The following is a 15,384-nucleotide window of genomic DNA, read 5'->3' on the forward strand; positions in this document are numbered from 1 at the left end:
AATGCGCAGTACCTAACGAAGACGGTAAAAAGCATGAATCTTCACGAGTATCAGGGTAAGCAGCTGTTCGCTGAATACGGCCTGCCAGTTTCCAAGGGCTACGCAGTAGACACCCCGGAAGCAGCAGCAGAAGCTTGCGACAAAATCGGCGGCACCGAGTGGGTTGTCAAAGCCCAGGTCCACGCTGGTGGTCGCGGTAAAGCGGGCGGCGTTAAGCTGGTTCGCAGCAAAGAAGACGCCAAGGCCTTCGCACAGCAGTGGCTGGGCAAGCGTCTGGTGACTTACCAGACTGACGCCAATGGCCAGCCAGTCACCAAGATCCTGGTTGAATCGTGCACTGATATCGCTAAAGAGCTGTACCTGGGCGCTGTCGTTGACCGTTCGAGCCGTCGCATCGTGTTCATGGCTTCCACCGAAGGTGGCGTGGACATCGAGAAGATCGCTCACGAAACCCCAGAAAAAATTCTCAAGGCCACTATCGATCCACTGGTTGGCGCTCAGCCATTCCAGGGTCGCGAGCTGGCTTTCCAGCTGGGTCTGGAAGGCAAGCAAGTTGCCCAGTTCGCCAAGATCTTCGTTGGTCTGGCCAAACTGTTCCAGGATCACGATCTGGCCCTGCTGGAAGTGAACCCGCTGGTGATCAAGGCTGACGGCGATCTGCATTGCCTCGACGCCAAGATCAACATCGACGCCAACGCCATGTACCGTCAGCCTAAGCTGAAGACTTTCCACGATCCGTCGCAAGACGATCCGCGCGAAGCGCACGCTGCCAAGTTCGAACTGAACTACGTAGCCCTGGAAGGTAACATCGGTTGCATGGTCAACGGTGCTGGCCTGGCCATGGGTACCATGGACATCGTCAACCTGCATGGCGGCAAGCCAGCCAACTTCCTCGACGTAGGCGGTGGTGCTACCAAGGAACGCGTTACCGAAGCGTTCAAGATCATCCTGTCCGACTCCAACGTCGCTGCAGTACTGGTCAACATCTTCGGCGGCATCGTTCGTTGCGACATGATTGCCGAAGGCATCATCGGTGCAGTGAAAGAAGTCGGCGTGAAAATCCCGGTTGTTGTACGCCTTGAAGGTAACAACGCTGAACTGGGCGCTAAAGTACTGGCAGAAAGCGGTTTGAACATCATCGCTGCTACCAGCCTGACCGACGCTGCTCAACAAGTTGTCAAAGCTGCGGAGGGCAAATAATGAGCGTCCTGATCAATAAAGACACCAAAGTTATCTGCCAGGGTATTACTGGTTCGCAAGGTAGCTTCCACACCCAGCAAGCCATCGAATACGGCACCAAGATGGTTGGCGGCGTAACTCCAGGCAAAGGCGGCACCGAGCACCTGGGCCTGCCAGTGTTCAACACCGTGAAAGATGCTGTTGCTCAAACTGGCGCTACCGCCAGCGTGATCTACGTTCCAGCTCCTTTCTGCAAGGACTCGATCCTGGAAGCAGCATTCGGCGGCATCAAGCTGATCGTTTGCATCACCGAAGGCATTCCTACCCTGGACATGCTAGACGCTAAAGTTAAGTGCGACGAGCTGGGTGTTACCCTGATCGGCCCTAACTGCCCAGGCGTGATCACTCCAGGCGAATGCAAGATCGGCATCATGCCAGGTCACATTCACTTGCCAGGCAAAGTCGGTATCGTTTCCCGTTCCGGCACCCTGACCTACGAAGCTGTGAAGCAGACCACTGACGCCGGTTTCGGTCAGTCGACTTGCGTCGGCATCGGCGGTGACCCGATCCCAGGTTCGAACTTCATCGACATCCTGAAACTGTTCCAGGAAGACCCGAAGACCGAAGCGATCGTCATGATCGGTGAGATCGGCGGTTCGGCTGAAGAAGAAGCGGCTGCCTACATCAAGGCACACGTGACCAAACCGGTTGTTTCCTACATCGCTGGTGTGACTGCCCCTGCGGGCAAGCGCATGGGCCATGCTGGCGCAATCATCTCTGGCGGCAAGGGCACTGCAGACGAGAAGTTTGCTGCCCTGGAAGACGCAGGCGTGAAAACCGTGCGTTCGCTGGCAGACATCGGCAAGGCTTTGTCCGAGCTGACTGGCTGGGCTGTCAAGTAAGCCTCGCGCTTAACTGACGTTTCACCACACAAAGGCCACCTTCGGGTGGCCTTTGTGCTTTCTGCCGGTTGCTGAAGATCAAAATGTGGGAGCGGGCTTGCTCGCGAATGCGGTGTATCAGTTGATGCATTCAGTGCTGACCCAGCGCATTCGCGAGCAAGCCTGCTCCCACAGTGGACTGCATTGCCAAATTAAGTATGAAAACGCGACATTCAAGTGTCGCTTATCGGACAGTCCGCCCCGCAACAGTGCGTTTGTCAGGCAAATTCTGTACGCTAGCCGCCTCTTTATGCGCCCGCATCCCAAAAGGAAGCCGCGTGCTAGACCGGTCGGTCCCCATAAGGGCCGGCAGCATTTCCCTCATCCATAGGGAATCCCTCTCTAAATTCCGATTCAGTAGTGTGGTATTTCCTCAAATGAAAGTGTTGAAAAGCCAGGATATCCTGGCGTTGGGCTTTATGACTTTTGCCCTGTTCGTGGGCGCCGGCAACATCATCTTCCCGCCTATCGTTGGTTTGCAGTCCGGGCCTCATGTCTGGATGGCGGCGTTGGGCTTCCTGATCACCGCCGTGGGTTTGCCGGTGGTTACCGTTATCGCGCTGGCCAAGGTTGGTGGTGGCATGGATGCCTTGAGCAGCCCCATCGGCAAGGTCGCCGGTGGCATCCTGGCTGCAGCGTGCTACCTGGCTGTCGGCCCATTGTTCGCCACGCCACGTACCGCAACGGTTTCGTTCGAAGTAGGCCTGGCGCCATTGACCGGCGAAAGCCCGCTGGCCCTGTTCCTCTACAGTTCGGTGTACTTCCTGCTGGTGTTCTTCATCTCCCTGTATCCAGGGCGTTTGCTGGATACCGTCGGCCGTTTCCTCGCGCCGCTGAAGATCATTGCACTGGCGGTCCTGGGGATCGCAGCCTTCGCCCTGCCTGCGGGTGATATCGGCGTTGCAACGCCTGAATACGTCGCCGCACCGTTCTCCCAGGGCTTTATCAATGGCTACCTGACCATGGATACCCTGGGCGCGCTGGTGTTCGGCATCGTGATCGTCAACGCCATTCGCTCCCGTGGCGTCGAGTCGCCACAGCTGATTACCCGCTACGCGATCATTGCCGGGCTGATTGCCGGCGTGGGCCTGGCGCTGGTCTACGTCAGCCTGTTCCGCCTTGGTTCGGGCAGCCATGAAGTGGCCGCCGGTGCAGCCAATGGCGCAGCGGTATTGCACGCCTACGTGCAACACACCTTCGGTTCCCTGGGCAGCGGTTTTCTTGCGGTGCTGATCTCCCTGGCGTGCCTGGTCACGGCGGTAGGCCTGACCTGTGCCTGCGCCGAGTACTTCAGCCGGGTGTTGCCACTGTCCTACAAGACCCTGGTGGTAATCCTGGCCGCGTTCTCGCTGCTGGTGTCGAACCTGGGCCTGACCAAGCTGATTGCATTCTCGATCCCGGTACTGACCGCCATCTACCCGCCGTGCATCGTTCTGGTGGCCCTGAGCTTCTGCAAGGACTTCTGGCATGAGCATGGCCGCATCCTTGGCCCGGTAATGCTGGTGTCGTTCATCTTCGGCACCATCGACGCTCTCAAGGGCGCTGGCCTGGCCGGTTGGATGCCTGCGCAAATGGCTAACCTGCCATTGAGCGAACAAGGCCTGGCGTGGCTGGTACCTTGTGTGATTACCCTGGTGGCTGCATTCGGGGTTGACCGCATGCTGGGTAAGCGCAGCGAAGCCATCGCTTAAAGCGATCTGACATACGCTGAAATCGAAATGCCCCGTATCAATCGATCCGGGGCATTTTTTATGGGCGACGGGCAGTGTCTTTTTTCGTGGACTAACGTCGAAGGGGTACGAAATTCCAAAGTTGGAGCGCAGAACAATGTTGGAACAAGCCCACTCCCACATTGTTCTGCGTTCGCCAGACTCATCGTGTAAAGGACCCGCATGTCGTTCGTTGAAGCCAACCTGATCCACTTGCTTGCCGCGCTCTGGTTTGTCATCTGCTGGGGCGGTTACACCCGCTACGCCAGCTGGAAAGCCCGGGACACTGCCTGCCTTGCCAGTGTGCTGCATCTGTACCGCGAAGACTGGATGCGTCGCATGCTGCTGCGCGACAACCGCATCGCCGATGCCAGCGTGATCGGCAACCTGGAGCGCAACGCTTCGTTCTTCGCCTCCAGCACCCTGATCATCCTTGCCGGTATCCTCACTGTGCTCGGGGCCTCGGAGCGTGCGGTCTCGCTGCTGGCGGATATTCCCATGGTGCAACAGGCGTCCCAGGGCATGTCGGAGATCAAGCTGCTGTGCCTGGCCCTGGTGTTTGTCTATGCCTTCTTTACTTTCAGTTGGTGCATGCGCCAGTACAACTTCGCAGCGATCCTGATTGGCTCGGCGCCGATGGTCGGTGAGCGGCATGTCTCAGAGCAGGAACGCAAGGCGTTTGCCTCGCGGGCGGCGCGGGTGATTTCCATGGCCGCCAACCAGTTCAACTTCGGCCTGCGTTCCTATTACTTCGGCATGACCATGCTCGCCTGGTTTGTCAGCCCCTGGCTGTTCATGCTGATGAGCAGCGGGGTGGTGCTGGTGCTGTACCGGCGGGAATTTCATTCCGATGTTCTGGAAGTCATGGTTTATACCCCGACAGAGGCACCTTTGCCTGAGGCAAATAAAGAGGCCGCTTCCTGACTAGATCGTTTATTACGGCTGCTTAGTCCGGCTTTCCGGTTTGGCTGCTCACAAAAACAGCGCACAAAGTAAAGCCCGCTATTAAGCGGGCTTTCTTTTGCAACATGGTATTTAAACCGCGGTATCAGGAACCGCTTGCAGGTGTAGCTGGAGCATTTTCTTTAGCCGCGGCTGCGTCAGATTCAGCTTGGGCTTTGGCGGCTTCGGCGTTTTCTTTTGCAGCGTCGTTCACTTTATCCTGAGCTTCGCTCATTTTTTCCTGAGCTTGTTCAGCATGCTGAGTGGCATCCTGAGCTTTGTCCTCGGATTTCTTATCGCAGGCAGCGAGGCCAAGGGCGGCAGCCAACATCAAGGAAACAGCGAAAGTCTTGCGCATGGGGTGTTTCTCCTTATTGAAGATATCTACTGGCCTTTCGAGCATGGGGTGCCTGTATTAGTTCCTTTAATCCCACAGATATATAAGCCGTTTCTCCAAGGAACTTTCTTCCGGGGTACTTGTTTCGCCGGATCACTACTAATAAGAGTCTTTATCGAATGACCGATAACCCCCTTTTAGAGCGTGCCGCACGTTTTGTCTCAGCCCTGCGTCACTGTCAGGTACTGGGTATCGAGGTGCATGACGCGAGCGCGGACGGCATGACCTTGCTCTTGCCGTATAGCCCGCAGATCGTTGGCGATCCGCAAACCGGGATCATTCATGGTGGCGCCTTGACCTCGTTGATGGACACGGCCTGCGGCATGGCCACCTTGTGTGTGCTGCCGGAATTTGAAGTGTGCCCCACCCTGGATTTGCGCATCGATTACATGCACCCGGCCGAGCCGCACAAGCCGGTGTTCGGGTTTGCCCAATGCTACCGGGTGACCACTGATGTGATTTTTACCCGTGGTTTTGCTTATCAGGATGACCCCGAGCAACCGATTGCCCATGTGGTGGGCACATTCATGCGCATGGGCAAGCGTTTGAAGGGCACACGGGGATTTGGCAGCAGCATCAAGGGAGAACAGGCATGACACACCAATTCAAGACCCGCATGGAGCAGGCCCACCAGCGCGGCGACTACAAGGCGCTACTCGACCTGATCCCCTATGCCCGGTTGATCGGCATCGAATGCACGCGCCTGGGGGATGAGTTGCTGTTTCGCATGCCTGCCAACAAGGACAATATTGGTAACCCGATATTGCCGGCCATCCATGGGGGCGTCATCGCAGGCTTTATGGAGCTGTCGGCGGCCTTTCATTTATGGGTAGCCACGGAGGCTCCAGGGGTTGAAAGGAGTTTGCCCAAGATCGTCGACTTTTCCCTGGATTACCTGCGGGCCGGGCAGTTTCGCGACACTTACGCCACCTGTCAGGTGTGGCGCCAGGGGAGGCGCGTGGCCAATGTCGCGATCACCGCCTGGCAAAGCACCCCGGCCGAGCCCATTGCCACCGCTCGGGCGCATTTCAAGATTCAGGAGCAGGGCCACCCTTGAAATCCTGGTCTTAGCCCCCAACTTTGATGACAACCCGCCGCCAACCCTTTCGGGGGCGGCCATTGCCATCCAATTGGAGTTTGATGACCATGAGTGTGGAAACTCAAAAGGAAACCCTGGGCTTCCAGACCGAGGTGAAGCAACTGCTGCACCTCATGATCCATTCGCTGTATTCCAACAAGGAAATCTTCCTTCGCGAATTGATCTCGAACGCCTCTGACGCTGTCGACAAATTACGTTTCGAAGCCCTGTCCAAGCCTGAGTTGCTGGAAGGTGGCGCCGAGCTGAAAATCCGTGTGAGCTTCGACAAGGACGCCAAGACCGTCACCCTCGAAGACAACGGCATCGGCATGAGCCGTGAGGACGCGATCACCCACCTGGGGACCATCGCCAAATCCGGCACCGCCGATTTCATGAAGAACCTGTCGGGCGACCAGAAAAAAGATTCGCACCTGATCGGCCAGTTCGGCGTGGGCTTCTATTCGGCCTTTATCGTCGCCGACAAGGTTGAAGTGTTCAGCCGCCGTGCCGGCCTCGCTGCTGGCGAAGGCGTGCACTGGTCTTCTAAAGGTGAGGGCGAATTTGAGATCGCCACCATCGATAAGGCCGACCGTGGTACCCGTATCGTGCTGCACCTCAAGGACGGTGAAGACGAATTCGCCGATGGCTGGCGCCTGCGCAATATCATCAAGAAGTACTCCGACCATATCGCGCTGCCAATCGAACTGCCGAAAGAACAAGCGGCAGCCGAAGGCGAAGAGGCTCCAGCCCTGGAATGGGAAGTGGTCAACCGCGCCAGCGCCCTGTGGACCCGTCCTCGCACTGAAGTGAAGGACGAGGAATACCAGGAGTTCTACAAGCACATCGCCCACGACTACGAAAACCCGTTGAGCTGGAGCCACAACAAGGTCGAAGGCAAGCTGGAATACAGCTCGCTGCTCTACGTCCCGGCCCGTGCCCCGTTCGACCTGTACCAGCGTGAAGCGCCCAAAGGCCTGAAGCTGTACGTACAGCGTGTGTTCGTGATGGACCAGGCAGAGTCCTTCCTGCCGCTGTACCTGCGCTTTATCAAGGGCGTGGTCGACTCCAATGACCTGTCGCTGAACGTGTCGCGGGAAATCCTGCAGAAAGACCCGATCATCGACTCGATGAAGTCGGCGCTGACCAAGCGTGTGCTCGACATGCTGGAAAAACTGGCGAAGAACGAGCCTGAGCAATACAAAGGCTTCTGGAAAAACTTTGGCCAGGTCATGAAGGAAGGCCCGGCAGAAGATTTCGCCAACAAGGAAAAAATCGCCGGCCTGTTGCGCTTTGCCTCCACCCAGGGCGAAGACGGCGAGCAGGTTGTGTCCCTGGCCGAGTACCTGGCGCGCGCCAAGGAAGGTCAGGACAAGATCTACTACCTGACCGGTGAAACCTACGCCCAGGTCAAGAACAGCCCGCACCTGGAAGTCTTCCGCAAGAAAGGCATCGAAGTGCTACTGCTCACCGACCGTATCGATGAGTGGCTGATGAGCTACCTCAGCGAGTTCGACGGCAAGAGCTTTGTCGACGTGGCCCGTGGTGACCTGGACCTGGGCAACCTGGATTCGGAAGAGGACAAAAAAGCCGCTGAAGAAGTGGCCAAGTCCAAAGAAGGCCTGGTTGAGCGGATCAAGGCCGCCCTGGGCGATGCTGTCAGCGAAGTGCGGGTTTCCCACCGTCTGACCGACTCCCCGGCGATCCTGGCCATCGGCGAGCAGGACCTGGGCATGCAGATGCGCCAGATCCTCGAAGCCAGCGGGCAGAAGGTGCCGGACTCCAAGCCGATCTTCGAATTCAACCCGGCTCACCCGTTGATCGAGAAACTCGACGGCGAGCAGAGCGAAGAGCGTTTTGGCGACCTGTCGCACATTCTCTTCGACCAGGCGGCCTTGGCCGCAGGGGACAGCCTGAAAGACCCGGCGGCTTATGTACGCCGGCTGAACAAGCTGTTGGTTGAGTTGTCGGTTTAACAACGTTGTAAGAAAACCCCGCTTCGGCGGGGTTTTTCGTTCTGGCTCTGCTGTAGGAGCGAGCTTGCTCGCGAAAAACGTGAGATCACCGCATTCATTCAGCATTTGCGCGTTATCGTTGACGTTCTTCGCGAGCAAGCTCGCTCCTACAGGGAGCATCGTCAATCCATCTAAATTGGAGAAAATGATGAGCCAAGTCACTGTGCGTTCCGTGGTCTATCAGATTGATGGCCAGTCTTATGAAAGCCGCCTGGCCTTCGATGCCAGTCACAAGGGCCCGCGGCCGGGCTTGCTGATGGCACCGAACTGGATGGGTGTCAGCGCAGGCGCCGAAGAGATCGCCAAGGCCGTGGCCGGCAAGGGCTATGTGGTGTTGATCGCTGATCTGTACGGGCAAACCGTACGCCCGTCCAATGGCGATGAAGCCGGGGCGGCGATGATGCCGTTGAAGAATGACCGTGGGTTGCTGAACAAGCGGATGCAGGCGGCCTTTGAGCAACTGCAAGGCCAGGTCGAAGTCGCTGTCGATACCACGAAACTGGCGACCTTTGGCTTTTGCTTTGGCGGTTGCTGCTCCCTGGAGCTGGCGCGTACCGGGGCGTCGTTGAAGGCTGCGGTGTCGTTCCATGGCACCCTGGACACGCCAAACCCGGCGGACGCGCAGAACATCAAGGGTTCAGTGCTGGTGCTGCATGGCGCTAGCGATCCGTTGGTGCCCAGGGAACAACTGCCTGCATTTGAAGATGAGATGAACGCGGCCGGCGTGGATTGGCAATTACTCAGCTACGGCGGCGCGGTGCATTCGTTCACCGACCCGCAGGCCAATGTGCCAGGCAAGATGATGTATGACGCCAAGACAGCGGGGCGGGCGTTCCAGGCGATGCATAACCTGTTGGATGAAGTGTTCAAGGGCTGAGTCTTCAGCGCCTGTTAGGGCCTTATCGCGGGCTTGCTCGCGATAGCTATTTGACAGGCAACTCAATTCTGCCGGTCTCCCCCGGCACCGTTGGCCAATCCCCTGCCGCCCAACGCTGGCGAGCCTGCTCGATCAACGCCGAGTCACTGGCCACAAAATTCCAGTTGATCCGCCGTGGCCCATCCAGCGGCGCGCCACCGAAGATCACCAGGTGGCATTCTGTCTCGGCAAACAGCGCCATGCTCTGGCCCGCCGGCAACACCGCCAGGCTATGGGCCTCCAGGGGCTCACCGTCCAGTTGCGCATCACCCTGCAGCACATACACCGCGCGCTCGGCATGTTCATCGGGAATTAGCAGGGTGGTGGCCGTCTGCATCTGCACTTCGGCATACAGCGTCGGTGACAGCACCGGTACCGCTGACTCCAGGCAAAACCCATTGCCGGCGATCAGGCGGATGCTTACGCCGAGGTTGTCACTGACCGGCAGGCTCGCCGCCGGGTGATGGCTGTAATGCCCCGGTCCCTGCTCGTGTGCCTTGGGCGACGCCAGCCACACTTGCAGGCCATGCAGGTTGAAACCCTTGGCCTTGAGGGCGTCAGGCGTGCGCTCGACGTGGGCAATCGCGCTGCCGGCAGTCATCCAACTGACGTCACCGGCCTTGACCACCTGATCAGAACCGAGGCTGTCCTTGTGCAGGAGTTCGCCTTCAAACAAGTAGGTCAGTGTCGACAAGCCAATATGCGGATGCTGGCGGATATTCATGCCGCTGCCAGGGGCGTAGCGGGTTTCGAGCATATGGTCGAAGAACACGAAAGGTCCGACGCTGCGGCATTCCCGCGAGGGCAGGGGGCGCAGGATAGGCTGCCCCTCGACATCTTCGGCGCGTGGGCGAATTACAGTCACGGTGGTCATGGTGCATCCCTGTCTGAGCGGGTTAGATGGGTTTGAGCATAACCCGCCCGGCAGGAAATCGGTGTTATTGGCTGAAGGCGCCTTCCGAGAGTCGGGTCTCGATGCTGATCTCGGCGGTGGTCATCAGCTTGTGTACCGGGCACTTGTCCGCCACACGATGCAGTTCATCGCGCTGGGCATCAGTCAGCACGCCCTTGAGGGTCAGCTTGACGTTGAGCTTGTATTTGCCCTTTTGCTCTTCGGTGCTGTCGTGGGTGACTTCCACGGTCACGCCCGTCAGGGGGATATCCTTTTTCTGTGCATACAGCTTGACGGTCAGCGCTTTGCACGAGGCCAGCGCGGCGTCGAAGTAATCGTGGGGCGAAGGCGCCGAGTCGTCGCCACCCAGGCTCTTGGGCAGGTCGGTAAACAGCTCATGCTGATTGATGTTGACGCTGTGTCGAAAGTTGTCGGCATTCAGGGTATTGACGATAACAGGCATGGCAAACCTCGGAAGGTGGCAGGATGAAGGTCATGCAGTTATAGAGCATGCTGGCACTTGAGTGTTCCGCATTTTTTGCGCGGTGAACCCCCGTGCAATGCCTGCGGTCTACCTGACTTGCCCCTGGATTGAGGTTTTATCGTGCCCTGGACCCGCCTGAGTATTGCCCTGTTGCTCGCCGCCAGCAGCCTTGCCGTGCAGGCTCGCGACTATGCCTACAGTGACGCGCACCTGCATTACGTCGATTTCTTCCAGGAGACGGCGGGCATGGACAAGTTGCTCAAGGCCATGGCCGATAACCGTATCGAACACGTGATGATTTCCGGCGTCCCGGTGGCGAAGAAATGGCATGAAGACGAACCCAAGCGCCCGCGCTACTACGCCGGCGATGACGCCGATGCCTATTGGTACAGCGCCACCGATGTGATCGTCGCCGCAGCGGTCAACAAGCTGACCCCGCAGCAACGCCAGCATTTTCATCCCTTCTTGAGCGGCTTCAACCCCAATGACAAGAACTCCGAGGCGCATATCCAGCGCATGCTGGACCTCTATCCTGGGCTGTGGCAGGGCATTGGCGAGGTGTTCACCCGTCACGATGACCTGACGGCCCTGACCTCAGGCGATACCCCGCGGGCGAACAACGAGGCGATGACGCGGATCTATCACCTGGCCGCCGAAAACGACCTGCCGGTGCTGGTGCATTCCAATATCACGTCCAAGCGCGAGCGCAATCCCCTGTACCTGGCAGAGATTGAAGCGCCGCTGCGCAATCATCCGCACACTCGGTTCATTTGGGCCCATGCCGGCACCAGCATGGAGATCCACCGTCACCAGACGCAGCTGGATTTCCTGCTGCCCACCTTGAGTCGCATGCTGGAGGCTTATCCCAACCTGTATATCGACCTGTCCTGGAGCATGCTCACGCCTTATCTGCTGGACGAGGCGGGAAAGCCCCGAGCCGAATGGCTGGCGCTGGTAGAGCGCTTTCCGGAGCGCTTTATGCTGGGTTCTGATGTTGTAGGGCGCTTCAACAAGTTGGGTAAGGAAATGCGCAGCTTCAATCCCTTCCTTGATGCTTTGCCGCAAGACGTTGCGCGAAAAGTCGCGCGGGACAATTTCCTGGCGATTTTGCCCAAGCCTCGCTGATCGGGTTTGTCATCGTCCGGTCATACCGGTGTCATAAGCTCCCGCCATCTAATCCAAGGAGCCCACTATGCACCTCACCCGTTTAAGCGCCCTGGCGGCATTGATGATGATCAGCGGCATGGCCAGCGCCGAAGTCCGTATCGAAGGCCCGGTGGAATTCGGCGTGTTTGAAGGCCCGAAAGCCGAGCTGCAGTCGGGCGAGCGCGTGTTGCGCCGCAGCAACGAGCAGATCCAGGCCACCACCGTGGTGCCGGCCAAGCTGGGGACTAAGTTTGGCCTGCGTTACCAGTTGCTTGGCAAGGTCGCCGAAGACACGCCGCTGACCTTGCTCTACTTCACTCCAGGCATCCGCACGGCCGACGGCCAGCGGCATGACAAATTCGAAGTGACCCAGAAGTTGGTGCCTGGCGCGCCTCAGGACGTGATGGCCTACGAGTTCACCGAAAGCCACGAAGTGGTGCCGGGCGAGTGGCGATTCATGGTGTTCCAGGGTGATCGCCTGCTGACCCAGAAGAGCTTTACCGTGCGCTGAATCGCTACAGTTATAGGGTCGGTAGATAAAGGCGTTTTGATATCGCGTTTTCGTCTTACGCAAAAAGTCGAAGACGCCGATACCTTTCATGAGCAACCCGCTGCAGGTGGATGCAGCGCTCTTGAAAGGAATCCGAGCAATGAGTATCAGAAGTCTCAATATCGCTCCTCGTGCAGGCCTGGGTTTTGGATTGTTGGCGTTGATGGTGTTTGTACTGGGCGGGTTCGCCTTGATGCAAATGGCCAACATGCGCGAGCAGTCGGACCAGGTGGAAACCAACTGGCTGCCCAGCGTGATGGCGGCCGGCGAAATGAATCAGGACCTGCTGCGGATACGCGCCTTGACCTTGCGTCTGCTGATTAACCGCGATCCTCAGGCGGTGGCCCAGAATGAACAAAAAATCCTCGATATCAAAAAGCAGCTGCATACCGCACAGAAGCTGTATGAAGCGTTGATTGTCCTGCCCGAAGACCAGGTGCTGTTCGACCGCTTCAAGGTTGAGCAGCAACAGTATTTGCAACGCCAGGAGCAGGTCATGGCGTTTTCCCGGCAGAATCAGCTGGAAGACGCGCTCAAGGTGGTCAATGGCGAGATGAATCACCTGGCGGATACCTTGGCCGGTACCCTGGGCGAGTTGGTCATCCTCAACAAGGTCAGCGCCAACCAGGCGGCAGACTTGGCGCAGCAGGTATTCAGCCAGTCGCGGATCTGGGTGATCGGCATGATCGCCATGGCCGCGTTGATTACCATCGGTCTGGCCGTCCTGTTGACCCGTAGTATCGTGTTGCCACTGGCGCAGTCGGTGAGGGTCGCCCAGGGAGTGGCCAGCGGCGACTTGACCGGCGAGATCACCGTCAGCGGCAAGGACGAGCCGGCGCGCCTGCAGCAGGCGCTCAAGAGCATGCAGGAAAACCTGCGTGAGACGATCCGGCGCATTTCCGATTCCTCCAACCAACTGGCCTCCGCTTCCGAGGAGCTCAGTTGTGTCACCGAAGACGCTACCCGTGGCCTGCACCAGCAAAGCCAGGAAATCGAACAGGCTGCCACGGCGGTCAATCAGATGACGGCGGCGGTGGAGGAGGTGGCCAGTAATGCGGTGGCCACTTCGCAGGCCTCGCGCGAATCCGATCGCATTGCCCAGCAAGGGCGTGAGCAAGTGCATCAGACGGTGCTGTCGATCGAGTCGCTGGCTGATGACGTGACGGCCAATGCCACCCAGGTCGAGGACTTGGCGCAGAAGGTATACGGCATCAGCAAGGTGTTGGATGTGATTCGCGCAATTGCCGAGCAAACCAATCTGCTGGCGCTTAACGCGGCGATTGAGGCGGCACGGGCTGGTGAGGCCGGGCGCGGGTTTGCGGTGGTCGCTGATGAGGTGCGGGCCCTGGCTCATCGTACTCAGCAATCGACCCAGGAAATCGAGCAGATGATCGGCGGGATCCAGCAGGGCACCGATCAGGCGGTCAACTCGATGCAGCAGAGCAACAGCCGGGCGCGTTCGACCCTGGATATCGCCAAGTCGGCGGGCACCGCGCTGGAGGAAATTGCCTCGGCGTTCACCCTGATCAACGAACGCAACCTGGTGATTGCCAGCGCTTCGGAGCAGCAGGCGGCGGTGGCACGGGAGGTGGATCGCAACCTGATGAACATTCGCGACCTGGCGATGCAGACGTCGGCGGGCGCCAACCAGACCAGTGCGGCGAGCCAGGAGTTGTCGCGGTTGGCGGTAGACCTGAACACCATGGTGGCGCGGTTTTCGGTGTAGGGCTTTAAACCGGGTTGATGCTATCGCAGGCAAGCCAGCTCCCACATTTTGATTTGCGAATACAGTCAATGTGGGAGCTGGCTTGCCTGCGATGAAGACGACTCGGTCTACTGGTAAACCCGCCCAATAAAAAACGCCCCGAACCAGTCGGGGCGTTTTCACATGATCAACCTGCGGGGCTTACTTGCCCTGCCAGCGTTTCAGTACCAGGGTAGCGTTGGTGCCACCGAAGCCGAAGCTGTTGCTCATCACGGTGTTGATGGTTGCATCTTCACGGGTCTTGGTCAGGATCGGCATATCAGCAACGGCTGGATCCAGCTCGTCGATGTTGGCCGAACCCGCCATGAAGTTGCCTTCCATCATCAGCAGGCAGTAGATCGCTTCGTGCACGCCAGCGGCGCCCAGGGAGTGACCCGACAGGCTCTTGGTGGAGCTGATGGCCGGTGCCTTGTCGCCGAATACCGCACGTACGCCTTCCATTTCCTTGGCATCGCCCACTGGAGTGGAGGTGCCGTGGGTGTTCAGGTAGTCGATTGGCGTATCAACGGTGGCCATGGCCATCTGCATGCAACGAATGGCACCTTCGCCGCTTGGCGCAACCATGTCGTAGCCGTCGGAAGTCGCGCCGTAGCCGACGATTTCCGCGTAGATCTTTGCGCCACGGGCCAGGGCGTGTTCCAGCTCCTCGACCACGACCATGCCGCCACCGCCGGCGATGACGAAACCGTCACGCTTGGCGTCGTAGGCACGGGAGGCCTTTTCCGGGGTTTCGTTGTACTGAGTGGACAGCGCGCCCATCGCGTCGAACAGGAACGATTGGCTCCAATGCTCTTCTTCACCGCCACCGGCGAACACGATGTCTTGCTTGCCCAACTGGATCTGTTCGACCGCAGTCCCAATGCAGTGAGCACTGGTGGCGCAGGCGGAGGAGATCGAGTAGTTCACGCCCTTGATCTGGAATGGAGTGGCCAGGCACGCAGAAACGGTGCTGCCCATGGTCCGCGTGACGCGGTACGGGCCGACGCGCTTGACGCCTTTCTCGCGCAGGATGTCCAGCGCTTCCATCTGGTTCAAGGTCGACGCGCCGCCGGAGCCGGCGATCAGGCCGGTACGCACGTTGGACACCTGGTCGTCGCTCAGGCCGGAATCGGCAATCGCGTCTTTCATGGCCAGGTAGGCATAGGCTGCTGCGTGGCCGACGAAGCGATAGATCTTGCGATCGATCAGTTCTTCGAGTGGTAGGTCAATGGAGCCGGAAACCTGGCTACGCAGACCCATTTCGGCATATTCCGGGTTGAAGCGGATGCCAGGGCGACTTGCACGCAGGTTAGCGGTGACGGTCTCTTTGTCATTGCCCAGGCACGAAACGATGCCCAGACCAGTGATAACGACGCGGCGCATGCGGATAACCC

At 58.6% G+C, this 15,384-nt stretch carries 15 protein-coding genes; 11 read left to right on the forward strand and 4 right to left on the reverse strand.

What is annotated here, in order from left to right:
- Nucleotides 1-33 precede the first annotated feature (33 nt).
- From sucC to BFQ03_RS15660, 4 genes are all read left to right on the forward strand, one after another.
- A complete protein-coding gene (gene sucC / locus BFQ03_RS15645; protein ID WP_003233235.1) occupies nucleotides 34-1,200 on the forward strand; it encodes an ADP-forming succinate--CoA ligase subunit beta in 1,167 nt (388 codons plus the stop codon).
- Nucleotides 1,200-2,081, forward strand: coding sequence for a succinate--CoA ligase subunit alpha (sucD, locus tag BFQ03_RS15650; RefSeq protein WP_032859181.1), 882 nt, complete (start codon nucleotides 1,200-1,202; stop codon nucleotides 2,079-2,081). The genes sucC and sucD overlap by 1 nt, the downstream gene beginning before the upstream one ends.
- A gap of 416 nt (nucleotides 2,082-2,497) precedes the next feature.
- The gene (brnQ, locus tag BFQ03_RS15655) at nucleotides 2,498-3,811 is read left to right on the forward strand and encodes a branched-chain amino acid transport system II carrier protein (RefSeq protein ID WP_065943512.1); all 1,314 of its coding nucleotides are present in this window, start codon (nucleotides 2,498-2,500) and stop codon (nucleotides 3,809-3,811) included.
- Between the two features lie 201 nt (nucleotides 3,812-4,012).
- Nucleotides 4,013-4,753, forward strand: coding sequence for a DUF599 domain-containing protein (locus BFQ03_RS15660; RefSeq protein ID WP_032859185.1), 741 nt, complete (start codon nucleotides 4,013-4,015; stop codon nucleotides 4,751-4,753).
- Between the two features lie 124 nt (nucleotides 4,754-4,877).
- Here BFQ03_RS15660 and BFQ03_RS15665 read toward each other — a convergent pair whose 3' ends face one another.
- The gene (locus BFQ03_RS15665; RefSeq protein ID WP_032859653.1) at nucleotides 4,878-5,129 is read right to left on the reverse strand and encodes a hypothetical protein; all 252 of its coding nucleotides are present in this window, start codon (nucleotides 5,127-5,129) and stop codon (nucleotides 4,878-4,880) included.
- Between the two features lie 158 nt (nucleotides 5,130-5,287).
- Between BFQ03_RS15665 and BFQ03_RS15670 the strand changes: the two genes are divergently transcribed.
- The 4 genes from BFQ03_RS15670 (at nucleotide 5,288) to BFQ03_RS15685 (ending at nucleotide 9,135) form a co-directional block, all read left to right on the forward strand.
- Nucleotides 5,288-5,764 carry a PaaI family thioesterase gene (locus tag BFQ03_RS15670; protein WP_032859187.1) on the forward strand — a complete coding sequence of 159 codons (477 nt, stop codon included), beginning with the start codon at nucleotides 5,288-5,290 and terminating at the stop codon, nucleotides 5,762-5,764.
- Nucleotides 5,761-6,225, forward strand: coding sequence for a PaaI family thioesterase (locus BFQ03_RS15675; RefSeq protein WP_032859188.1), 465 nt, complete (start codon nucleotides 5,761-5,763; stop codon nucleotides 6,223-6,225). The genes BFQ03_RS15670 and BFQ03_RS15675 overlap by 4 nt, the downstream gene beginning before the upstream one ends.
- An 89-nt stretch (nucleotides 6,226-6,314) precedes the next feature.
- Nucleotides 6,315-8,219 carry a molecular chaperone HtpG gene (htpG, locus tag BFQ03_RS15680; RefSeq protein ID WP_032859654.1) on the forward strand — a complete coding sequence of 635 codons (1,905 nt, stop codon included), beginning with the start codon at nucleotides 6,315-6,317 and terminating at the stop codon, nucleotides 8,217-8,219.
- A 187-nt stretch (nucleotides 8,220-8,406) separates the two neighbouring features.
- A complete protein-coding gene (locus tag BFQ03_RS15685) occupies nucleotides 8,407-9,135 on the forward strand; it encodes a dienelactone hydrolase family protein (RefSeq protein ID WP_065943513.1) in 729 nt (242 codons plus the stop codon).
- 46 nt (nucleotides 9,136-9,181) lie between these two features.
- Here the strand turns inward: BFQ03_RS15685 and BFQ03_RS15690 are convergent, their stop codons facing one another.
- Nucleotides 9,182-10,048 carry a pirin family protein gene (locus tag BFQ03_RS15690; RefSeq protein WP_032859193.1) on the reverse strand — a complete coding sequence of 289 codons (867 nt, stop codon included), beginning with the start codon at nucleotides 10,046-10,048 and terminating at the stop codon, nucleotides 9,182-9,184.
- A 64-nt stretch (nucleotides 10,049-10,112) separates the two neighbouring features.
- Complete coding sequence (locus tag BFQ03_RS15695) at nucleotides 10,113-10,529, reverse strand: OsmC family protein (protein ID WP_065943514.1); 417 nt, start codon at nucleotides 10,527-10,529, stop codon at nucleotides 10,113-10,115.
- Nucleotides 10,530-10,670: 141 nt separating this feature from the next.
- Between BFQ03_RS15695 and BFQ03_RS15700 the strand changes: the two genes are divergently transcribed.
- The 3 genes from BFQ03_RS15700 to BFQ03_RS15710 all read left to right on the forward strand — a co-directional run bounded on the left by BFQ03_RS15700 (nucleotide 10,671) and on the right by BFQ03_RS15710 (nucleotide 13,972).
- Complete coding sequence (locus BFQ03_RS15700; protein ID WP_032859197.1) at nucleotides 10,671-11,675, forward strand: amidohydrolase family protein; 1,005 nt, start codon at nucleotides 10,671-10,673, stop codon at nucleotides 11,673-11,675.
- A 67-nt stretch (nucleotides 11,676-11,742) separates the two neighbouring features.
- A complete protein-coding gene (locus BFQ03_RS15705) occupies nucleotides 11,743-12,207 on the forward strand; it encodes a DUF3859 domain-containing protein (RefSeq protein WP_032859199.1) in 465 nt (154 codons plus the stop codon).
- Between the two features lie 139 nt (nucleotides 12,208-12,346).
- A complete protein-coding gene (locus BFQ03_RS15710) occupies nucleotides 12,347-13,972 on the forward strand; it encodes a methyl-accepting chemotaxis protein (RefSeq protein WP_065943515.1) in 1,626 nt (541 codons plus the stop codon).
- 180 nt (nucleotides 13,973-14,152) lie between these two features.
- Here BFQ03_RS15710 and fabB read toward each other — a convergent pair whose 3' ends face one another.
- The gene (gene fabB / locus BFQ03_RS15715; RefSeq protein ID WP_032859205.1) at nucleotides 14,153-15,373 is read right to left on the reverse strand and encodes a beta-ketoacyl-ACP synthase I; all 1,221 of its coding nucleotides are present in this window, start codon (nucleotides 15,371-15,373) and stop codon (nucleotides 14,153-14,155) included.
- Between the last annotated feature and the right edge of the window lie 11 nt (nucleotides 15,374-15,384).

It is taken from the genome of Pseudomonas sp. 25 R 14 (assembly GCF_900004755.1).
In the GTDB taxonomy this organism is placed as follows: Bacteria; Pseudomonadota; Gammaproteobacteria; order Pseudomonadales; family Pseudomonadaceae; genus Aquipseudomonas; species Aquipseudomonas brenneri.

What these genes read in the sequence shown, in the direction of transcription:
- sucC (WP_003233235.1), top strand. Translation starts at nt 34, where the DNA reads ATGAATCTTCACGAGTATCAGGGTAAGCAGCTGTTCGCTGAATACGGC.
- sucD (WP_032859181.1), top strand. Translation starts at nt 1,200, where the DNA reads ATGAGCGTCCTGATCAATAAAGACACCAAAGTTATCTGCCAGGGTATT.
- brnQ (WP_065943512.1), top strand. Translation starts at nt 2,498, where the DNA reads ATGAAAGTGTTGAAAAGCCAGGATATCCTGGCGTTGGGCTTTATGACT.
- BFQ03_RS15660 (WP_032859185.1), top strand. Translation starts at nt 4,013, where the DNA reads ATGTCGTTCGTTGAAGCCAACCTGATCCACTTGCTTGCCGCGCTCTGG.
- BFQ03_RS15665 (WP_032859653.1), bottom strand. Translation starts at nt 5,129, where the DNA reads ATGCGCAAGACTTTCGCTGTTTCCTTGATGTTGGCTGCCGCCCTTGGC.
- BFQ03_RS15670 (WP_032859187.1), top strand. Translation starts at nt 5,288, where the DNA reads ATGACCGATAACCCCCTTTTAGAGCGTGCCGCACGTTTTGTCTCAGCC.
- BFQ03_RS15675 (WP_032859188.1), top strand. Translation starts at nt 5,761, where the DNA reads ATGACACACCAATTCAAGACCCGCATGGAGCAGGCCCACCAGCGCGGC.
- htpG (WP_032859654.1), top strand. Translation starts at nt 6,315, where the DNA reads ATGAGTGTGGAAACTCAAAAGGAAACCCTGGGCTTCCAGACCGAGGTG.
- BFQ03_RS15685 (WP_065943513.1), top strand. Translation starts at nt 8,407, where the DNA reads ATGAGCCAAGTCACTGTGCGTTCCGTGGTCTATCAGATTGATGGCCAG.
- BFQ03_RS15690 (WP_032859193.1), bottom strand. Translation starts at nt 10,048, where the DNA reads ATGACCACCGTGACTGTAATTCGCCCACGCGCCGAAGATGTCGAGGGG.
- BFQ03_RS15695 (WP_065943514.1), bottom strand. Translation starts at nt 10,529, where the DNA reads ATGCCTGTTATCGTCAATACCCTGAATGCCGACAACTTTCGACACAGC.
- BFQ03_RS15705 (WP_032859199.1), top strand. Translation starts at nt 11,743, where the DNA reads ATGCACCTCACCCGTTTAAGCGCCCTGGCGGCATTGATGATGATCAGC.
- BFQ03_RS15710 (WP_065943515.1), top strand. Translation starts at nt 12,347, where the DNA reads ATGAGTATCAGAAGTCTCAATATCGCTCCTCGTGCAGGCCTGGGTTTT.
- fabB (WP_032859205.1), bottom strand. Translation starts at nt 15,373, where the DNA reads ATGCGCCGCGTCGTTATCACTGGTCTGGGCATCGTTTCGTGCCTGGGC.